We start from the raw sequence: 19,686 nt of genomic DNA, 5'->3' as shown, positions 1-19,686 counted from the left end.
GAGACAACGCTGCCTCTACTAGACGACCGGAGACATCAACTGTCAACAATGAGTTTCGGTTTTGTTGCCTGCAGCGATCATGGAAGCGGGGCCGAAGACGGGAACGGCCGCCGAGACGCTCCGCGCGTCTCGGCGGCCGTGTCGAGCCGCTGTCCGTGACCTACGGGAAGTTGACCACGTAGACCGGGACGGTGTCGGTGCCCTGTGCCGGGCCACCGGTGTTGTTGATGACGTGGTCGATGACGCCGTTGCCGCCCAGCGAAACGGTGAGCAGGTTGTGCATCTTGACCCCGGAGTTCACCGGCACCTCGAAGCCACGTGCGGAGTGCACCGACGGGTTGACGTTGAAGTAGCAGTAGCTACCCAGCCCCCACGCCTCGTGGCTGGTCACCGAGTCGGCCACCTTGTAGGCCGCGTATCCGGTGCCGTCCGACCGCCAGGCCGCGTTCGACGGCGGGTCGTACGGCTGCTCGTTCTGCAGGAAGTACGTGCGGCCGCCGTTGCCGTTCCAGACCACTTCGTACTTCTGGTAGTGCTCGACGAACAGGCCGTACGCGGTGACGTTCTGACCGTTGACGGTGAGGCCGGTGGCCGCGGTGTTCACGTTCCAGCCGTACGTGCCGCCGTTGCCGTGGTCGGCGCGCCACGCCCAGATGTGGTCGATGATGGTGTTGTTGCTGTTCACCAGCAGGCTGTTGGTCGCCTTACCGGCGATCGAACCACCGATGCGGAAGAACACGTCCTGCACCGTGGTCGGGTTGCTCGCGTGGTTCGCCGACGACCCGTTCGGCCCGACCACCAGGAGGTTGGCCGAGTTGGTCGTACCCGCGTCGAACAGCAGGCCGGCCACCTTCACCCCGTCCACGTCGGCCACCTGCATCGGGGTGACCCCGTTGTCCGGGATGATCGTCGCGTAGCCCAGACCCATGACCACGGTGTTGGCCCGGGTCACGTTGATGGTCTGGTTCACGTGGTAGACGCCCGGCTGGAAGATCAGGTTCAGGCCCTGCGCCAGCGCCTGGTTGATGGTCGCCGCGCTGTCACCCGGCTTGGCCACATAGAACTGGCTCAGCGGGATGCTGCTGCCCGGCGTGTTGCCGTTCGCCCAGGTGACACCCGAGGCATTCGTCTGCAAGTTCGGGACGAAGACCGCGTAGTTGCCGCCGTTCTGATACAGGTACGGCTTCTCCCGGATCACCGGGGCGGAACCGATCGTGGTGTACGGCGGGTTGGGGAAGCTCTGCGCGGGCGCGCCCGGCACACCGACGAACATCTGGTTCCACACCGCGTTGGTGTTCGACTGGATCTGGCTGTTGCGGGTGAACCACTGCTGCTGCGAGTACTGGCCCTCGGAGCCGGCGATCCGCGAGTCGGCGATGTAACCGCCGGACGCCCAGCCGTAGCCGTTCGGCGCCAGGTTCAGGTTGCCGTGCACGTCCATCCGGCGGAACGGGGCGGCCTGCGAGACGGCCCACCGGTCGGTGCCGTTGACCGGGTAGACCGACAGGTTCTCGGTGGAGCGCCAGAAGTTCTGCGTGGCGTTGCCGTCGAACCAGCCGGCGTCCACAGTGATGTCACCGTTGATCCGTACGTCCTGCGGGTTCTGTCCCAGCCCGACCACCGAGGTGTAGAAGCCGACCTGGATGTTCAGGCCGTTGTAGGTGCCCGGCTTGAACGCCAGCACGTAACGCTGCGTGCCGAACTGGTTGGATTCCTGCTGGCGGAAGATCTCGTCCGCCCGGCTCTGGATGGCCGACGTGGACATGCCCGGGTCGAAGACCACCACGTTGGCGCCCAGGCTGCCGCCGCCGGGGACCGGCGGGCCGCTGGTCGGCGGCGTGGTGGGCGGGGTGGTCGGCGTGGTCCCGCCACCGCCGAACACCTTGAACTCCCAGAGCGAGTAGCCGTACCCGGTGGTGCGCTGGGTGCCGTACATGCGCACGTACCGGCCGGTGCCGTTGACGTTGAGCGACTGGTCGCCGCCGGTGGAGGTGGTGGTCGAATAGATGGTGTTCCAGTTCGAGGCGTTGTCCGACACCTGGATCTGGAACGCCTTGGCGGCCGCCGTCTCCCAGTTCAATTCCACCCGGGTGATGCTCGACGAGCTACCCAGGTCGACCTGCAGCCACTGCGGGTCGGAGAAGGTCGACGACCAGCGGGTGCCGGGGTTGCCGTCGACGGCTTCCTCGGCCCGGTAGGCGTTCGGAGCCTCGGTGGAGGACGCGGTAGCCGGCTTGCCCTGCGAGAGCAGGGTCTCCGCGGCCTCCGCGCCATTGGCGACGGTGATGGCGTACCCGCCGACGACCGCGGCCACAAGACCGCCGATCGCACCGAGCCGCCATGCCGAACGTCTCCGCGGTGGTGCGGAGTGGGAGGGGATGGTCATTGCTTCTCCTGTGTGCGGGGAGGTGCGAGGGGGACTTCTCGCACTCGGGTGAGACGGTCTCCACGCGTACGCATCCCGTGCGCTGGGGTGTGCGGACGGGGGTTCCGCGTACTGGAGAGCGCTCACCCGCCGTTGACGCTAGGTAGCGCCCCGGGCCATGTCCAGGGTTGGGGACGGTTCCGGAACCGATCCCTAACATCGACGGGCTTGCGAATGTCATGTTCGGCGGCTGTCAGGGTGGCACGAAACATGAGTTTCAGCAGCTAGAAGCACCGGAACGACAACCCTTGCCGACTCCGGATGTTCCGCGGATCTACCGATAACGGAGATCCCGGAACCGGTTACGGCACCTGCCGTCAAGATTCACATCGTGGACAGAAGACGACGTAACCGGCGATTCCCTGGGAAGCGCTCTCCCATGCGGACGGTCATAGTCTGCCTCAATCGACGCCCGGGTCTGCCCTCAACGGCACCGTCGCCGCGGCGCCCACGTGATCCCCGGTTCGCCCTACGCTGGCATCATGCGGCTGGTCCTGACGACCGACACTCATCTGCCGAAACGCGCCCGTGATCTGCCGCCCGCACTCTGGGCGGCGATAGATTCCGCTGACATGGTCGTGCACGCCGGAGACTGGGTGGATGAGGCGACGCTCGACCTGCTGTCCGAGCGATCCGCAGCCTTGATCGCCTGCTATGGCAACAACGACGGCCCGCGGCTGCGCGCCCGGCTCCCGGAGATCGCCCACGCCACGGTCGACGGCATACGGATGGCCGTCGTGCACGAGACCGGACCGGCCACCGGACGCGAGCAGCGCTGCGCAGCCCGGTTTCCCGACCTGGACGTGCTGGTGTTCGGCCACTCACACATTCCCTGGGACACCACCACGGCCACCGGGCTGCGCCTGCTCAACCCAGGCTCCCCGACCGACCGGCGCCGCCAGCCGTACGCGACGTTCATGACGGCGACGATCGACGCGGGCACCCTGGGCGACGTAACCCTGCACAAGCTACCCCGCCGCCATGACCCGCCCACACGGTAACCCGCCCCGCCCCGCCGTGGCCCCGCCGCGCCGTGGCCCCCCGCGCCGTGGCTCCGCCGCGCCGGGGCTCCCCCGCGCCGTGGCCCCGCCGCGCCGATCTTGAGCTTTGTGTGCCAGGCTTGTACCGGCAGGACCGACATGTCCGACCGCAAACTCCATGATCGGCCGGCGCAGCGGAGGCCGCCGGATCGATCATGGAGTTTACGGTCGGGCTTGTCGGATAAGTCGCCACACATCGGGCACGTAAAGTCCAAGATCGGCGCGGGGGGAGCCCCGGGACGGCGGGGGCGCGGGCCCGGGACGGCGCGGGGGAGGCCCGGGACGGCGGGGACCCGTCCGGCGGACGGAGGCGGCGACGGCCCGGGCGGGGTCAGCCCAGGTCGACCTCGGGGTAGAGCGGGTACGGTGCCAACAACTCGCTCGCCTGCTTGCTCACCCGGTCCGCCAGCGCCGGGTCGAGCTGGTATTTCGCCTTGGAGCCCGCCGCCGGGGTAGTCGCGCCCAGCACGGTGTGGATGAGCTCCGCGATCTGGTCCATCTCCGCGACGCCCAGGCCGCGGGTGGTCAGCGCCGGAGTCCCCACCCGGATGCCGGAGGTGTACCAGGCGCCGTTCGGATCCGACGGTACGGCGTTGCGGTTGGTGACGATGCCCGAACTCAGCAGCGCCTGCTCGGCCTGCCGCCCGGTCAGGCCGAACGGGTGCACGTCCAGCAGTGCCAGGTGGTTGTCGGTGCCGCCGCTGACCAGCTTCACCCCGCGCCGGCTCAGGCCCTCGGCGAGCGCCCGGCTGTTCGCCACGATGGCCTGGGCGTACTGGGCGAACTCCGGCCTGCGGGCCTCGGCGAACGCGATCGCCTTGGCCGCCATGACGTGACCGAGCGGGCCGCCGAGCACCATCGGGCAGCCGCGATCCACCTGGTCGGACAGTTCCGGGCCGCAGAACACCGCGCCGCCGCGCGGACCGCGCAGGCTCTTGTGCGTAGTCGTGGTGACGATGTGCGCGTTGGCGATCGGGTCGAAGTCGCCGGTGAACACCTTTCCGGCGACCAGGCCCGCGAAGTGCGCCATGTCCACCATGAAGGTGGCGCCCACCTCGTCGGCGATCTCGCGCATGATGCGGAAGTTCACCTTCCGGGGGTACGCCGAATAGCCACCGACGATGAGCAGCGGGCGGAATTCGCGGGCGGTCTCCCGCAGCGCCGCATAGTCGATCTGTCCGGTCGCCGGGTCCACGCCGTAGCTGCGCTGGTCGAACATCTTGCCGGAGATGTTGGGCCGGAATCCGTGCGTGAGGTGGCCACCGGCGTCCAGGCTCATGCCCAGCATCCGCTGGTTGCCGAAGGCCGCTCGCAGCTCCGCCCATTCGGCGTCGGTCAGGTCGTTGACCTGGCGCTTTTCGAGCTTCTTCAGCCGCGGTGCCTCCACCCGGTCGGCCAGCACGGCCCAGTACGCCACCAGGTTCGCGTCGATGCCCGAGTGCGGCTGGACGTACGCGTACGGCGCGCCGAACAGCGCCGTGGCGTGCTCGACGGCGACGGCCTCGACCGTGTCGACGTTCTGGCAGCCGGCGTAGAAGCGGCGGCCGATGGTGCCCTCGGCGTACTTGTCGGAGAACCAGTTGCCCATGGCGAGCAGCACCGCCGGAGAGGCGTAGTTCTCGCTGGCGATGAGCTTCAGCGACTCCCGCTGGTCAGCCAGCTCCTTGGTGATGGCGTCGGCGATGCGCGGTTCGACCCCGCGGACCACGTCGAGCGCGGCGCGGTAGGCGGTGGATTCGGCGTTCAGGTCGGACATGCGGACCTCCCTATCACAGAGCGGAAGAGGCCCAGGCGCACGGCAGGTCACTGGCCGGACGAAACGCCCAGCCGTGGGACCGCTCCCCGATGGTTGGCCCATCCGAACACGCCAGTCACGGCCCGCCGCCAGCATACCCGCCACCGCCGAAACTACGCTGCCCGCGTGAACGGCGTGCAGATCTTGCTCATCATCGGCGTCGGCATCGCGGTGTCGGCCATCGCCAAGCGCCGCGGTTTCGAGCCCGGCGTCATCATCGTGGTGCTCGCGGCGGCGGCGTCCTTCCTGCCCGGCATCCCGCGGCTGGAACTGGACAGCGAACTCATCATGGCGATCGTGATCCCGCCGTTGCTCTACTCGGCGACCCGCGGCGCGTCGTTCTCCGGCTTCGGCGCCAACCTGCGCCCGATCATCAGCCTCGGCGTCCTGCTGGTGCTGGTCACCGCGGGCGCCCTGGGCCTGGTGGCCTCCTGGCTGGTGCCCTCGATGGGGCTGGCCGCGTTCGCGCTCGGCTCGGTCCTCGCACCGCCGGACACCATCACCACGGTGTCCCACGGCGAGGAGACCGGCCTGCCGAAACGGGTCACCTCGATCCTCACCGGCGAGAGCCTGGTCAACGACGCCACCGCGCTGACCCTGTTCAGCATCGCGCTCGCCGCGGTGGACGGGCAGCACACCACGGTCGGCCGTGGCGTCGGGGAGTTCTTCCGCACCGCTTTCCTGGGCATCGGGATCGGCTTGCTGCTCGGCGTGCTGACGCTGTGGATCCGCAAGCGGCTGGGCCACCCCACGCTGGAGACCGCGCTGGTGATGCTGCTGCCGTTCACCGCGTTCCTGGCCGCCGAGGAGGTGCACGCCTCGGGGATTCTGGCGGTGGTGGTCGCGTCCTTCTCGGTAAGCGTCAACCTCACGCTGGACCCGAAGCACCAGTATCCGGGCGCCTACCGGACCCGGCTGCAGGAGGAGTCCGTCTGGCCGGTGATCGACTTCCTGCTGGAGACGTTCGTCTTCGCGTACATCGGCCTGCAACTGCGATTCGTGCTCGCTGACCTGGCCGAGTCCGACGATCCGGGGCTGATCCGCACGCTGATCGCCGCCGGGGTGCTGCTGGTGGTGGCGATCGTGGTCCGCATCGGCGGCGTGTACGCCCTGTTCGGCCGTTGGGCGCTGAGCAACCGGATGACCGAACGACAGGTGGCCCGCGACCCCGCCTTCGCGCGACGTCGGCAGCAGCGTCAGGAACGCCGGACGGCGCGCGGCGGCGGACAGCCCCTGGGTCCGCCGAGCGGACGCGAGACGCTGCTGGTGGGGTGGACCGGCATGCGCGGCATCATCACGCTGGCGGCGGCGGCAGCGGTGCCGCAGACCACGTCGAGTGGGGCGCCGTTCCCCGGGCGGGATGCAATCCAGGCGATCGCGTTGGTGGTCACGCTGGGCACCCTGCTGATCCAGGGCACCACCCTGGGCCGGCTGACGCGGTGGCTGAAGTTCGATGTGCGCGCCGAGCGCGCCGAAGCGGAGCAGATGCGCGAGACGGGCCGCCGCATCGCCGCCGAGGCCGCGACGGACGATGACCCGGACACGGCGTTCGAGCAGCAGCGGCTGGCGCTGGGCAGGGCGGTGATGCAGCGGCAACTGGACGAGGACACCGCCCGCCGGCTCATCGAGGACATCGACCTGCGGGAGGCCGCGCGGCACACGCACTGAAACACCGCGGTCCGGACAGCGCGGCCCGGACCGCGCCAGCCGGTACGACTCAGTCGGCCGCGGACGGGAAGACCGCGAACTCCGCCAACTCGGCGTCGCCCGGCCGCCACCCGTCCACCACCACCGCGACGTACCGGGCCGAGGTGCGCATCGGCGACACGGCCACCCGCGCGGGCTCGGGTATCCGGTCCGCCAAGGTGTACGTGAGCCCGTCGGTGGAGTGCTCCACCCGCACCGGGCGACGCCGTCCGTCGGTCCAGGTCAGCCGGATCACCGCGACGTCGTAGACGTGCCCCGTGTCGACCACCATCCGGCCGGAGGTACCCGGCCGCCATGCGGTGCGGGCGTCGCCGTCCACCGCGTTGTCCGGCGCGGTCATGTCCTCGGGCAACGGCGACGTGGGGAAGGTGACGGCGGCACGGGCCAGGTCGGTCGTCGGGGTCCGTGGGCCCTCCCGGTCAACCGCCACCTTCGTGGTGCGCCCGGCGGCCACCTGCACCGTCGTCGACCAGTTCCCGGCGTGCAGCCGCACCCGGACGGGCTGGTCCCTCGGCGCGGTGATGCGCACGTGGTGCGAGTCGGCGACCACGAACCGGGTGCCGACCGGCGCGGCCGGCTCGACCGTGAACCGCGGCGGCTCGACCAGGGCGGCGCCGCCCGCCACCGTCACCATCCACTCCAGACAGTCCGGGCGCACCTCCTGCGTACCTCGGTAGAGGCGGGTCTTCGACGGCAGGCGTACCGCTTCGACGGCGGACCGCTCGGCTTGGAAGTTGAACACCGCGAGGTGGCCGTCCGCGTCGCTGGCCAGCATCCCCGGCGGCGCCTCCGGCATGCGCCGCGCGGCCGCCGCGGCCAGGTCCACGCCGCGCCGCGCGTATCCCTCCACCACGAGCATCTCCGGCTCCTCGTCGGTGGCGAGGTCACCGGTGGCCGCGATCACGCCGGTCGCGGTGACGGTGATCGGCCGGGAACCGCCGTGTGTCACCAGGCCGGCCCGCCCGTCGATGTCCACCCAGCGCCCGCTCAACGTGTGCGCCTGCGGCACGCTCACCGCATCGGTCCAGGTCAGCGCGTCCGTCGAGGTCTGTATCAGGTACCGGGCACCGTAGGCGTCCTGCCATTCCAGACGGACGCCGGCGACGGTCACCGTGGATCCCAGGTCGACCGCGAGCCAACTGTTCGAGCGCCCCCGCTCGCCGCGGTCCACTGCCCAGCGGGTCTGCGGGTTGCCGTCGGTGGCGTTGCGGGCGGGATAGGTGACGTCGGAGGAGGAGGCGATCGGCATCGCGCCCTGCGCCAGGTCCGCACCGGCCTCGTCCAGCACGCTGAACGTCCACAGTGAATACCCGTACTCGCCGGAGGCTTCCCGGCCGAGCATTCGCACGTAGCGGGCGGGCCGCGGCTTGAAGATCAGTTCGTCGGTGCCGCCGTCGCCGCCACCACCGCCGCTGCCGCTGAGGGTGAGCTTGCCGCCCTCGCAGGTGAACGCCCTCTCGCCCGACATCCCCGGGATGCCGGGCATGTTGCGGTTGAACAGGGTGAGCATGCCCTCGTCCCGGCCGATCCCCGAACTGGCGTAGATCACCGTGCCGGTCGGCAGGGTGACGAAACCCGCGTACCGGTCGCCGTAGCAGAACACCGTGGCGGTCGCGTCCACCCCTTCGCGCACCCGGCGCAGCGCCCTGGTCCACCGTTGCACGGGCACCGGGCTGCCGGCCGGCAGGAAACCCGCCGCCCGGGTGTCGATGAGCCAGTTGTCGTGCCGGGGCTGCCAGAGGAAGCGGATGAAGCCTTCCTTGGAGACGGCGGCGGCGACCCCCGCCGAGGTCTGTTGCACGGTCAGGCCCACGTCGGTGCCGAAGTCACGGGTCCCGGCGGCGTCGGCGAAGAACGCGTCGCGGCTCACCGGCGTCACCGCGGAGCCGCGGTGCCGGTGCAGGAGATAGGCGATGGCCAGTTCCGCGCGGGCCTGTGGTTCCCGGCTCTCCTCACCGGCGAGCTTGGTCAGCCGGTATTGCGGCGCATAGCGCAGGTACGGCGTGAGGCGCGCGGCCAGATCCGCCTCGGCACGGGCGGCGTACCGGTCGCCGCGCACCTGGGCCAGGAAGGCGAGCGGCAGCACGTCGCACCCGTACCGGTGATAGTGGTCCCCGGCCATCGGCATCACCGGTTCGCCGGCGTCGGTGGCCAGCAGCTTCAACGTCCGCCACAGTTGCTCGCCGTTGGGCGCGTGGGTGAGAAGCTGCGGCAGCGCCTTGCCGGCCACCAGGAAGTGAATCGCGGTGCGTGCCGCCACCCGCCACACCTCCGCCTGGAGGTACGGATCCGCCGCGCCCCGGCCCGCCGCATCCTGGCCCGCGACGATGAACGTGTCGTAGATGTTGTGCGCCTCGGCCCTCTCGCGCACCGGAAGCCCGTCCAGCCGGGCGGCGTTCGCCCGGTCCGCGGCGGGCAGCCCGCTCAGGTTGGCCATCCAGAACAGGAACCGGTCCCTCCAGCCGAACCCGGGCGAGTCCGCCCAGACCAGGCCGGGCGCCAGGGCCTGGGCATAGACACCCATCTCGCCGAGCTTGCTGTCATCGAGCCAGCCGCCCTCGACGCCGTTCGTGGTCCAGCTCGCGCCGGCGCTTTCGCTCAGCGGGTCGTCGCCGTGATTCAGCCCGTACGCGTACGCCGCCTGGCCGGTCGCGATGCGCTGCACGTTCGTCCGCGTCGCGGCGTCCAGACGGTCCCAGAGCAGGCGGGCGGCGAGCACGAAGTACAGCTCGTAGGTCGAGTCCCAGAACATCTGCCGGCCCCACTCACGACCACCGGCCAGCCGGTTGGTCGCGGCGAACCGCTTGACGGTGGCGAGCGTCCGCTCCTCCAACTCACGCCGGGACACGCCGGCCAGGTCTTCGTCGTAATCCTCAATGACCAGCAGCACCGCGTTGCCGAGCACCGACACGAAGCGGAAGTCGTTCGCGGCGTACGCGCCGAGGGCGGAATCCCACTGCGCCTGCACCCATCGCGTGTGCAGATGCAGCACGTGCCGGTAGGTGTCGGCGACGGCATCGTCGTGCGGCTTCGACCACCATGCGACGTCGCGACGCTTCCCGACCGTCGGCGTCACAGCGAGTGACCCACTCAGCGCGAGGAGTTGTCGACGCGACAAAGGCAGCATGCGACCTCCACGGCACGAACCCAGACCGATGGTACGCGGTCCTTTACGTTAGATTCGCGACTTTAGTACCCGCCGCGACTCCCGTCGCCGCACCGCATGTCCACCCGTCATCCCGCCGCGTAGGTGCGGACGTAGTCGAATCTCCCGGTTGCTCCCGACGCGTTCATCGAGATCAGCCCGATCCGTGGCGGCGCGGCGAACTCCGCCGTCCAGGAACCGCCCCACTCCCACGTCACGCCGTCCCGGCTGGACGCCATGCGTGCCGTACGCGTCTCCGGCTGGTACAGCATGCGCAGCCACATCGTGCGCGGCGCCGGGCCGCCGAACATCGGTCCCGACGTCACCTGGGACGTGGACGCCCGGGTGTCCTCCTTGGTGAACTCGGTCTGCTGCAACACCGCGCCGCCGCCGTTGTTCAACGGCAGCACCGAATGCACCAGCTTGATGAACCGGTCGTCGGTGCCGTAGAGGATCATCCCCGCCTGCTGATTCCCTCGGGTGCCGTCGAAGTCCAGCTTCGTCTCCACCACGTAGTCACCCGACGGCGCGTCACGCACCAGCACCGAGGCCGAGTTGTCGCCCAGCGCCAGCTCGGCGTTCTGCGTCGGCCAGGACAGCGCGCCGCCGCTCACCGTGACGCCCGGGTTGCCGCGGATCCAGCTCCACCCCGCGCCCGGCGCCGACCCGGTGAACTCGTCCGAGTACGCGGCCAGCTTCGCCCCCACGGACGGGTCGGCCACCCGATGGCGCACCGGAGCGTACAGCGGCGCCGCGCCCAGGTTGTCCACCTGCGCCGCGCCGGAGCGGGAGACCGCCCCGATCCGGCCGTTGCCGATGCCCGCGGGCAGGGTGATCGCGACCGCCGCGCTGGCGTCACGCAGACGGTCGGCGGACACCTCGACGCTGAGGTTGCGGCCGCGGCGTTCCGCGGCGATGGTGTGCCACGAATCGACGTTGGTGTTGTCCGGCAACGCCGCGGTGGCCGTCGTGGTGGCACCGGCCACCGTCACGTCCACGATCAGCCGCTTCGTCGCGCCGTCCAGCCGGGCCTCGATCCTGTTGTCCGGGCTCCGGTAGGCGAAGACGATGCCGGCCGCAGCGCCCCGCACGTCGCCTTCCACACGGACGTTGCCGGCCACCGTGTCGTCGCTGAGCACGGTGCCGGCGGCGTCCGTCTGCAGATGCCCGTCGACCAGGTCCCATTGCGTGCCGAACCCGTCGGCGGTGTCGAATCGGCTGCCCACCGCCCAGGTGGTGACCGGAGCGGGCTGGGCCGTGGTGGACGGCCCGGCGCCGGCGCGGACCACCGGCCAGCCGTCGATCCAGTCGAGCCGGTCGATGAGCAGCGGGCGCTTGGTGAGCCGCAGCGTGGCGCCGTTCGCGCCGGTGACCGGCGGGAAGTCCGGGTCCGCGTACGGAATGGCGTGATAGACCAGCCAGTCCTGTCCGGACAGGTCGGTGACCAGCGCATTGTGTCCCGGACCCACCCAGCGGTTGCCGTCGCCCGCCACCACGATGCCGTCCTTGCTGGTCAGATCCATCAGGTCGACGCCGCTGGGCGTGCGGAACGGACCGGTCGGCGAACTCGCGCGGGCCACCTTCGTCACGTAGCCGCTGAACGCGCCGTCGCAGCATCCGCCGTCGGAATAGAACAGGTAGTACCAGCCGTCGCGGTGCACGACGTACCCGCCTTCCATCCGGCGTCCCCGGCCGATCTGGGTGACCGGGCCGGTCAGCGCGGTCCCGTCGTGCGTCATCCGGGACACGCAGATGGTGTCGTAGCTTCCCCAGTAGAGCCAGTACGACCCGTCGGTGTCGGTGAACATGGCCTGGTCGATGGTGCCGCTGGGGCATCCGCTGGCCGCCGGCACGATCTGCCCGCGATCGGTCCACGGTCCCGCCGGGTTCGGGCTGGTCGCCAGCCCGATGCCGCCCACCGACAGGGCGTACGTCAGGTGGTAGGTGTTGTCGTAGTACCGGATGTCCGGCGCCCACGGCCGGGTCGCGGCGGGCCACCACGACGGCTTCGCGTGCAGCGCGAAGACGTCTCCGGCGTACGTCCAGTGGACCAGGTCGTCGGAGACCATCGTGGGCAGGATGTGCTCGCCGGTCTCGCCGTCGCTGTTGAAGATCGGGTTGGTGGTGCCGTAGGCGTACCACCGGCCGTCCTTGCCGCGGATCATGGTCGGATCGGGGAACGTGTCGACGGTGTCGGCGCTGACCGGGTTGGTGTAGGTGGCGGCATCGGGTGCCGCGGACGCCGGTGCGGGGACACCGGCCGGTGCGGCCAGCGAGAGCAGCGATGCCAACACGACGGCGGTACGTGGGATCGGGCGCACGGCTGCGGTCCTTTCTCGGACTCGGGGGATTCAGCAGTTGCGGACGTACGGGAGGGGGTGGGTCACGACTGGTACGTCGACTCGTCGAGCCCGCTCATCGTCGGGTCGTGGGTCACCTCCCCCACGTCGTACATGGACGTCATCCAGTGGAAGAACCGGTCACCGCGCTCGACCAGCAGGGTGTAGAGCCGCCGCATCATCCGGCCGCGCACCTCGCCCATCTCCGGATGGTGGTAGACGTTCAGCAGTTCGTCCGGGTCGGTGCGCAGGTCGTACAGCTCGTTGGTGGAGTCCGGGTTGACCACCAGCTTGTAGCGCTCGTCGCGGAGCATGCGCTGCGGGTACGGGAAATGGTGCCCGTGGAACTCGGCGACGATGTCCGGTTGCCACGGCGGGTTCTCGCCGCGGACCAGCGGCACCAGGCTGCGCGAGTCGACCGCCTGCCCGGCCGGCGCGTCGGCCAGGTCCAGCATCGTGGCGGTGCAGTCGAGCAGGCTCACGAACTCGTCGCGGACCTGTCCGGCGGGCGCGCCGGGGATGCGGACCAGTCCCGGCGTGCGGTAGATGTCCTCGTACATCGCCGGACCCTTGTCGTGCAGCCGGTGTGCTCCGGTGAACTCGCCGTGGTCGCAGGTGAAGAAGACCGCGGTGTCGTCGTGCAGACCGAGGGCGTCCATCTCGGCCAGGATCCGGCCGATCTGCTCGTCGATAAGCGTCACGTAACCCCAGTAGACCGCGATCAGCTTGCGGGTGGTCTCGATGGGCATCGTGTCGAACGTCCAGTGTGCGCTGTAGTTGCGCTGCACCGGCGGCTTGCCCTCGAACGTCTCGGCAACCGACCGGGGCAGCACCACCGTCTGCGGGTCGACCATGTCGAAGTATGCGTCCGGCACGATGTAGGGCAGATGCGGGCCGAAGAAGTGCACGCCGAGGTAGAACGGCTGGCGCCGGGCGGAGTAGTCCGCCGCGTACCGGCGCATCATTTCGATCGCCCGGGTGGCCAGATAGTGCTCGAAGGTGGCCTCGGCAGGCTGCCGCAGCCGGGCAGCCAGAAGGTTGCCCGGCCCCCCGTTGGGCAGCGTGCCGCGGATGCGGTCGGTGATCCCGTACGGCGGGAGGTCGCGCTCCTTCAGATAGTCGAGATAGTCCTCGTGGTCCACCGGGTTGTGCCAGCCGGGCAGGTGCACACCGTCCAGCCCGTAGTCGGCGGGGGTGCGCTGCGTGCCGGCATGCCACTTGCCCACCATTCCGGTGTGGTAGCCGCGTTCCCGCAGCGCGGCCGGGAACGTGAACACGTCCGGCGGCAGATCCTCCTGATAGCCGACGTTGCGCTCGTGGTTGGCCAGCACCTTGTGCCGGAACGGGGCCTGCCCGGTGAGCAGGCTGGCCCGCGCTGGGGTGCAGATCGCGGTCGGCGTGTACCACCGGTCGAAGCGGGTGCCGGAGCCGGCCAGCCGGTCCAGGTGGGGGGTACGCGCCTGGGTGTTGCCGTACGCCCCGAGCGTGTCCACCCGGTGCTGGTCGGTCATCAGGAAGAGAAGGTTCACTTGTTCGCCGCTCCGGTGAAGACGTCGCCGAGGTAATACGTCTTCGGGTCGACCTGCTGCGGCAGCTTGCCCGCCCCGACGAAGTACTCCCCCATGCCGGTCAGCCACTTGTCGATGGTTCCGTTCTTGGTGTACTCATCCAGCTCAGCCGTGGTGAGCATCTGGTTGTTGGCGGCGTCGGCGGCGACCGCGTCGGGCGACTGGTGCAGCATGTCGGCGGTCAGCTTGATCGCCTCGTCGCCGTGCGCGGCACGCCAGTCCATGGCCTCGCGCAACGCCGCCACCACCCGGTCGACCTTGTCCTTCTGGTCGCTCACCACGTCGTTGCCGGCCACGAACTCGGTCGGGAAGGAGACCTCGTCGGCGAAGTCCGCGTTCTTGGCCAGTTCCACCAGGTCCGGTTTGCGCTTCTTGATGTTGCCGAGCAGCGGGTACCAGATGCCGGCGGCATCGATCTGTCCGGAGGAGAACGCCGAGACGATGGTGGCCGGCTCCATCGGCACCCGCTGGATGTCCGAGGCGGACAGTCCCGCCTTCTTCAGGGCCAGGGTGAGAATCATGTCGCCGGAGGTGCCCTCCGGAACGCCGACCTTCTTGCCCTTGAGCTGGGCCAGGCTGGTGATGCCGGCCTGGGCGATCACCCGGTCGGAGTTGCCCAGGCTGTTCAGCGCCACGATCTTCGCCTTGCCGGACGCGGGCAGCCAGACCGCGCCCGGTCCGATGTAGCCGAAGTCCAGGTCGCCGGCGCCCAGGGCGGTGATCTGCAAGGGGCCGTTGGTGAACACCTCGGTGCTCACGTCGACGCCGTGCTTGTCCCAGATCCCCTGATCATCGGCGATGGCCAGCAGGCTGGTGCCGTTGTAGTCGGCGATGTACCCGAAGTTGACCTTGATGGTGTCGCCGCCGGAGCCGGCCGAGTCCCCGCCGTCGTCGCCACATGCCGCAGTGGCGGCCAGGGCGATGGACGCGAGCAGGGCGCCTAATGCACGTCGGTTCATGCGGGGGTCTCCTGGTGGTATACGGCACCCCAGACCCGGTTGCGCAGGGTGGCGAACGCCGGGCTGAGGCGGATGTCCTCGGTGCGGGGGTAGGGCAGGTCGACGTCGATGACCTCGACGATGCGACCGGGCCGGGCGGCCATCACGACCACCCGATTGGCCAGGAAGACCGCCTCGTCCACGTCGTGCGTGACGAAGACGACGGTGCGGCGTTCCTGACTCCAGGTGTCCAGCAGTTGCTCCTGCAGGCGGACCCGGGTCAGCGCGTCGACCGCGCCGAACGGCTCGTCCATCAGCAGGATCGAGGGATTGACCGCGTACGCGCGGGCGATGGCGACGCGTTGCTTCATGCCGCCGGAGAGCATCTTGGGCAGCGCGTCGGCGAACTGGTCGAGTCCGACGAGGTGGATGAAGTGTTCGGCGATCTCCCGCCGCCGGGCCGCCGGCACACCCGCCGTGCGCAGTCCGAACTCGACGTTCTTGCGCACCGTCAGCCAGGGGAAGAGGGCGTACTGCTGGAAGATGACGCCGCGTTCCGGGCCGGGACCGGCGACCGGCGTGCCGTCCACCAGCGCGCGCCCGCCGCTCGGTGTCTCCAGCCCGGCGAGGATGTTCATCAACGTGGTCTTGCCGCACCCGGACGGGCCGACGATGGTGACGAACTCGTTGTCCGCCAGTTCCAGCGAGACGTCCCCGAGCGCGACGAACTCCGCACCGGCCAACGGGAAGACCTTGCGAACCCGGTCGATGACGATCATCGGCGCTCCTGCCACGAGGTGAGGTGCCGTTCGGCGAACAGCAGGATCCGGTCCATCAGCAGGCCCAAGACGCCGATGGCGATCAGGCCCACGAAGATCGTCGGCAGGTCGTAGTAGAGCTGCGCGTTCTGCATGCGGTAGCCCAGGCCCTGCTGCGCCGCGATCAGCTCGGCCGCCACCAACGTCGCCCACGACGACCCGAGGCCGACGCGCATGCCGACGAGGATGAACGGTGTGGACGCCGGCACCACCACGCGGGCGAAGATGGTCCGGTCCTTGGCGCCGAGCACCCGGGCCGCGTTGATCAGCGTCTTGTCCACGTTGACCACGCCCTGGAAGGTGGCGATGACGCAGGCGAGGAACGACGCCAGGAAGATGACGAAGATCTTCGGCGTCTCGCCGATGCCCATCAGCACGATGGCCAGCGGGATGATCGCGAGCGGCGGGATGGTGCGGAAGAACTGCACCCACGGCTCGACCAGGCCGCGAATCGGCCCGTACCAGCCCATCAGGAATCCCACCGGGACCGCGGCCACCACACCCAGCACGAACCCGATGAACACCCGCAGCAGGCTGGCCAGCACGTCGCCGCCGAGCGTGCCGTCCACGGTCAGCTCCCAGGCCCGGCCGGCCACCTCGGGCGGCGCCGGGATGTCGTGGAAGCCGACCGTCGGCAGCAGCCACCAGATGCCGATGCCGAGCAACACGGACACCAGGTTCAGCACGCCGCGCGGCACGGTTCGCCGTCGACGCGGCTCGGGTTGCGGCGTCCCGGCCTGGGTGGCGGGCTGTTGGCGGACCATGGTCATGTGGCGCTCCTACCCGCGCCCGGGGCGGGGATGGTCGAGGGGTAGTCCGTGAGCAGCGGGGTCTGGCGGAACAGCGCGGCGATCGCTCCGCGGGCGCCGTCGTCGTCGCCGAGGCGTGCGGACCGGATGGTCGGGCCGGCCCCGCCGACCGGGGTCAGTTCGGCGGCCACCACCGAGGCGGCACGGGTCACGACGCGCGGCGCCGCCGTGGCCAGGTTGCCCGCGATCACGACCTGTTCCGGGTTGAGGATCAGCGCCGCCTCGGCGAGCACCCGGCCCACCGCGTCGGCCACCGCGTCCAGCACCGGGTGCACCGCCGGTCCGGCCTGCGCCAGGTCGCCCAGCGTGGCCAGGCCGCAGGCGCGCAGCACGGCGGGCACCGACGCGATGGTCTCCAAACAGCCACGTTTGCCGCACCGGCAGGGCACCCCGGACGGGTCGACCGCGATGTGCCCGAACTCGCCCGCCATGCCCCGCCCACCGGCCACCAGACGGCCGCCGACCACCACCCCGCCGCCGATGCCGTCGGAGAGTCGGATGTAGACGAGGTCACGGGGATCGGTGCCGTCCGCCACGGCCTCCGCCAACGCCGCGAACCGGGTGTTGTTGTCCACCACGACCGGCACCGCGAAGCGTTGCGCGAACGCGGCCGTCACCTGGCGGCGCGAGCCATCCGCGTCCGGTCCCACCACGCCCACACCGACGCCTTGCAACGCCTGGAAGTTGATCCCGGACTCCGCGGCGATCCGGTCGATCAGGTCGAACGCCACCGCCGGGCGGCCGGTGCGGCCGGTGCCCTCCGGGTACGCCGCCTGGCCGCCGGCGATGATCTCGTGGGTGGCGTCGGCCACCACCACGCGGACGCGGGCGTGTTGCAGGTCCACCCCGAGGTATTGCCCCGCGTGCGGATCCAGGGCGAGCAACTCGGCGGGGCGTCCGCTGCCCACCCGACGGCGGGCATCGGTATTGACGACCACGATTGCCCCGCGCGCGAGAAGACCTCCGGTGATCTCCGAAAGCGTGGTGCGGGACAGGCCCGCGCGGACCGCGATCTGGGCTCGGCTGAGGCCACCGCGCTCCCGCAGGATCGCCAGGACGCGTTCCTCGTGAACGCGCCTGACCAGGGCATGTACACCCGAAGTGTGAGCCACGTCGCCACCGTAGGCGGGGCCGAATTTTTCCGTCAACACTCCGGCATAATTAAACCTACTATTTCTATAGGCTTAGTTCCTGCGTAACACCGGCGTTACGCAGCACATCCACGGACTGTTTGTCCCCGGACAAGCCCGACCTTCATCACCGGGGCGCCGCCGGGGCACGCTGGTTCCACGCCGACCGGGACAGGATCACGGCGAAACCCCGGCCGGACCCAGAGACCTGAAGGAGACTCGACGCATGGACCGGGCACAGCTCGCCGACTTCCTCCGGACACGCCGCCAGGCGCTGCAGCCGGAGGATGTCGGCCTGCCACGCGGCCCGCGCCGCCGCGCCGAGGGGCTGCGACGCGAAGAGGTAGCCGCGCTCTGCGGAATGTCGGCCGACTACTACAGCCGGATCGAACAGCAACGCGGACCCCACCCCTCCGAACAGATGCTCGCCGCGATCGCCCGCGGCCTGCACCTGTCGCTGTCCGAGCGGGACCATCTGTTCCAACTGGCCGGGCACGCCACACCACAGCGCCTGCTGCGCAGCGAACATCTCAGCCCCGGCATCATGCGCGTGCTGGACCGGCTCGCCGACACACCGGCGCAGGTGATGTCCCCACACGGCGAGACGCTGCGGCAGACCCAGCCGGCCATCGCGCTGCTCGGCGACGAGACACGATGGACCGGCCTGGCCCGCTCCATGCTGTATCGCTGGTTCACCGAACCCACCGCCCGCGAGATCTATCCCGAGGAGGACCACCCCATGCACGGGCGGATCTTCACCGCGCAGATGCGTCAGACGTACGCGCGAGAGAACGGCCGGGGCCGCTCCGCGGAGATCGTGGACGCCCTGCTCGCGGCAAGCCCCGAGTTCGCAACCGTCTGGGCGGACCACGAGGTCGGCATGACGCACGTGGACCGCAAACGCATCCGCCATCCCGAGGTCGGCGTCCTGGAGCTGTACTGCCAGACGCTGCTGGACCCGGACCAGTCACAGACGTTGCTGGTCTTCACCGCGGCGCCCGGGTCGGAGAGTTACGAGAAGTTGCAGTTGCTCTCCGTCCTCGGCGACCAGCGGATCTGAACCCTCCGTTTCTCCCCTGGAAAGGCTTCACCATGCCCATCGCCTTGATCACCGGCGGCAACCGTGGACTGGGCCGTAGCTGCGCCCTCGCCCTCGCCGAGGCCGGTGTCGACATCGTCTACACGTACCGCTCCGACGCGGGCACCACCGCCGACGAGATCGCCAAGCTCGGCCGCACCGCGGCCACCCTGCCGCTGCAGGTCGGCGCGCTGGAGGACTACGACGCGTTCGTCGCGTCGCTCCGCACGACGCTGCGCGAGAACTGGGACCGCGACGACATCGACTTCCTGGTCAACAACGCCGGAGTCGGCCTCGGCGGCTCGATCGCGCAGACCACCATCGAGGACTTCGACACCATGATGAACGTGCACTTTCGCGGGGTCTACTTCTTGACCCAGAAGCTGCTGCCGGTGATCGCTGACGGCGGGCGCATCATCAACTTCTCCACCGGCCTGGCCCGGTTCACCGACGGCAACAACACTTATTCCGCGTACGCCTCGATGAAGGGCGCGATCGAGGTCTTCACCCGATACCTGGCGCAGGAGGTGGGACCGCGCGGCATCACGGCGAACGTGGTGGCGCCGGGCCCGATCGGCACCGAGTTCGGTGGCGGCGCGATGCGGGACAACGCGGCGGTGCGCGAGGCGATGGGAAACCGGGCGGCGCTGGGCCGCATCGGCGAACCGGAGGACATCGGCGCGGTGGTGGCGACGCTGCTGACGAACCCGGTGGGCTGGATCACGGGCCAGCGCATCGAGGCGTCCGGCGGCACCCTGCTGTAGCCCAACCCACCCGCCGTAACCCAGCCGCCAGGGCCACACGGGTCACCCCGCCGCCCCCGCGCCGCCCCTGCGCCACCCTCGCCGCCCGCGCGCCGCCCCGGGGCCGCCCCTCGCCGCCCCTCGCCGCCCC

General features: G+C 70.0%; 13 protein-coding genes and 1 riboswitch. Of the genes, 4 read left to right on the top strand and 9 right to left on the bottom strand.

What is annotated here, in order from left to right; translation table 11 throughout:
* Positions 1-160 precede the first annotated feature (160 nt).
* Positions 161-2,386 carry a discoidin domain-containing protein gene (locus IEY73_RS16080; RefSeq protein ID WP_189080023.1) on the bottom strand — a complete coding sequence of 742 codons (2,226 nt, stop codon included), beginning with the start codon at positions 2,384-2,386 and terminating at the stop codon, positions 161-163.
* 521 nt (positions 2,387-2,907) lie between these two features.
* Here IEY73_RS16080 and IEY73_RS16075 point away from each other — a divergent pair.
* Positions 2,908-3,426, top strand: a complete 519-nt coding sequence (locus IEY73_RS16075; RefSeq protein ID WP_189080022.1) for a metallophosphoesterase family protein — start codon at positions 2,908-2,910, stop codon at positions 3,424-3,426.
* 370 nt (positions 3,427-3,796) lie between these two features.
* On the opposite strand, the gene IEY73_RS16070 is transcribed toward IEY73_RS16075, so the two are convergent.
* Positions 3,797-5,221, bottom strand: coding sequence for a glycine hydroxymethyltransferase (locus IEY73_RS16070; RefSeq protein ID WP_189080021.1), 1,425 nt, complete (start codon positions 5,219-5,221; stop codon positions 3,797-3,799).
* A gap of 22 nt (positions 5,222-5,243) precedes the next feature.
* A riboswitch (ZMP/ZTP riboswitch) is annotated at positions 5,244-5,350 on the bottom strand.
* A gap of 36 nt (positions 5,351-5,386) precedes the next feature.
* Here IEY73_RS16070 and IEY73_RS16065 point away from each other — a divergent pair.
* Positions 5,387-6,928, top strand: coding sequence for a cation:proton antiporter (locus IEY73_RS16065; RefSeq protein ID WP_189080020.1), 1,542 nt, complete (start codon positions 5,387-5,389; stop codon positions 6,926-6,928).
* Between the two features lie 49 nt (positions 6,929-6,977).
* Here the strand turns inward: IEY73_RS16065 and IEY73_RS16060 are convergent, their stop codons facing one another.
* The 7 genes from IEY73_RS16060 to IEY73_RS16030 all read right to left on the bottom strand — a co-directional run bounded on the left by IEY73_RS16060 (position 6,978) and on the right by IEY73_RS16030 (position 17,696).
* Positions 6,978-10,043: a discoidin domain-containing protein gene (locus IEY73_RS16060; protein ID WP_189080019.1), complete on the bottom strand. Its 3,066-nt coding sequence runs from the start codon at positions 10,041-10,043 to the stop codon at positions 6,978-6,980.
* A 158-nt stretch (positions 10,044-10,201) separates the two neighbouring features.
* The gene (locus IEY73_RS16055) at positions 10,202-12,433 is read right to left on the bottom strand and encodes a family 43 glycosylhydrolase (protein WP_189080018.1); all 2,232 of its coding nucleotides are present in this window, start codon (positions 12,431-12,433) and stop codon (positions 10,202-10,204) included.
* 62 nt (positions 12,434-12,495) lie between these two features.
* On the bottom strand, positions 12,496-13,980 hold the full coding sequence (locus tag IEY73_RS16050) for a sulfatase family protein (RefSeq protein WP_229715870.1): 1,485 nt from the start codon (positions 13,978-13,980) through the stop codon (positions 12,496-12,498).
* The gene (locus tag IEY73_RS16045; RefSeq protein WP_189080017.1) at positions 13,977-14,978 is read right to left on the bottom strand and encodes an aliphatic sulfonate ABC transporter substrate-binding protein; all 1,002 of its coding nucleotides are present in this window, start codon (positions 14,976-14,978) and stop codon (positions 13,977-13,979) included. The genes IEY73_RS16050 and IEY73_RS16045 overlap by 4 nt, the downstream gene beginning before the upstream one ends.
* Complete coding sequence (locus IEY73_RS16040) at positions 14,975-15,736, bottom strand: ABC transporter ATP-binding protein (protein ID WP_189080016.1); 762 nt, start codon at positions 15,734-15,736, stop codon at positions 14,975-14,977. Before IEY73_RS16040 ends, IEY73_RS16045 begins: the two co-directional genes overlap by 4 nt.
* The gene (locus IEY73_RS16035; protein WP_229715869.1) at positions 15,733-16,545 is read right to left on the bottom strand and encodes an ABC transporter permease; all 813 of its coding nucleotides are present in this window, start codon (positions 16,543-16,545) and stop codon (positions 15,733-15,735) included. The genes IEY73_RS16040 and IEY73_RS16035 overlap by 4 nt, the downstream gene beginning before the upstream one ends.
* A complete protein-coding gene (locus IEY73_RS16030; RefSeq protein WP_189080015.1) occupies positions 16,542-17,696 on the bottom strand; it encodes an ROK family transcriptional regulator in 1,155 nt (384 codons plus the stop codon). Before IEY73_RS16030 ends, IEY73_RS16035 begins: the two co-directional genes overlap by 4 nt.
* A gap of 244 nt (positions 17,697-17,940) precedes the next feature.
* On the opposite strand from IEY73_RS16030, the gene IEY73_RS16025 reads away from it, so the two are divergent.
* Both IEY73_RS16025 and IEY73_RS16020 read left to right on the top strand, forming a co-directional pair.
* On the top strand, positions 17,941-18,774 hold the full coding sequence (locus IEY73_RS16025; protein ID WP_189080014.1) for a helix-turn-helix transcriptional regulator: 834 nt from the start codon (positions 17,941-17,943) through the stop codon (positions 18,772-18,774).
* Between the two features lie 32 nt (positions 18,775-18,806).
* Positions 18,807-19,556, top strand: coding sequence for an SDR family NAD(P)-dependent oxidoreductase (locus tag IEY73_RS16020; protein ID WP_189080013.1), 750 nt, complete (start codon positions 18,807-18,809; stop codon positions 19,554-19,556).
* Positions 19,557-19,686 lie beyond the last annotated feature (130 nt).

Origin of the sequence: Mangrovihabitans endophyticus (assembly GCF_014646155.1) — a bacterium.
Lineage (GTDB): Bacteria > Actinomycetota > Actinomycetes > Mycobacteriales > Micromonosporaceae > Actinoplanes > Actinoplanes endophyticus.
This window is presented reverse-complemented; position numbering and strand designations above follow the sequence as displayed.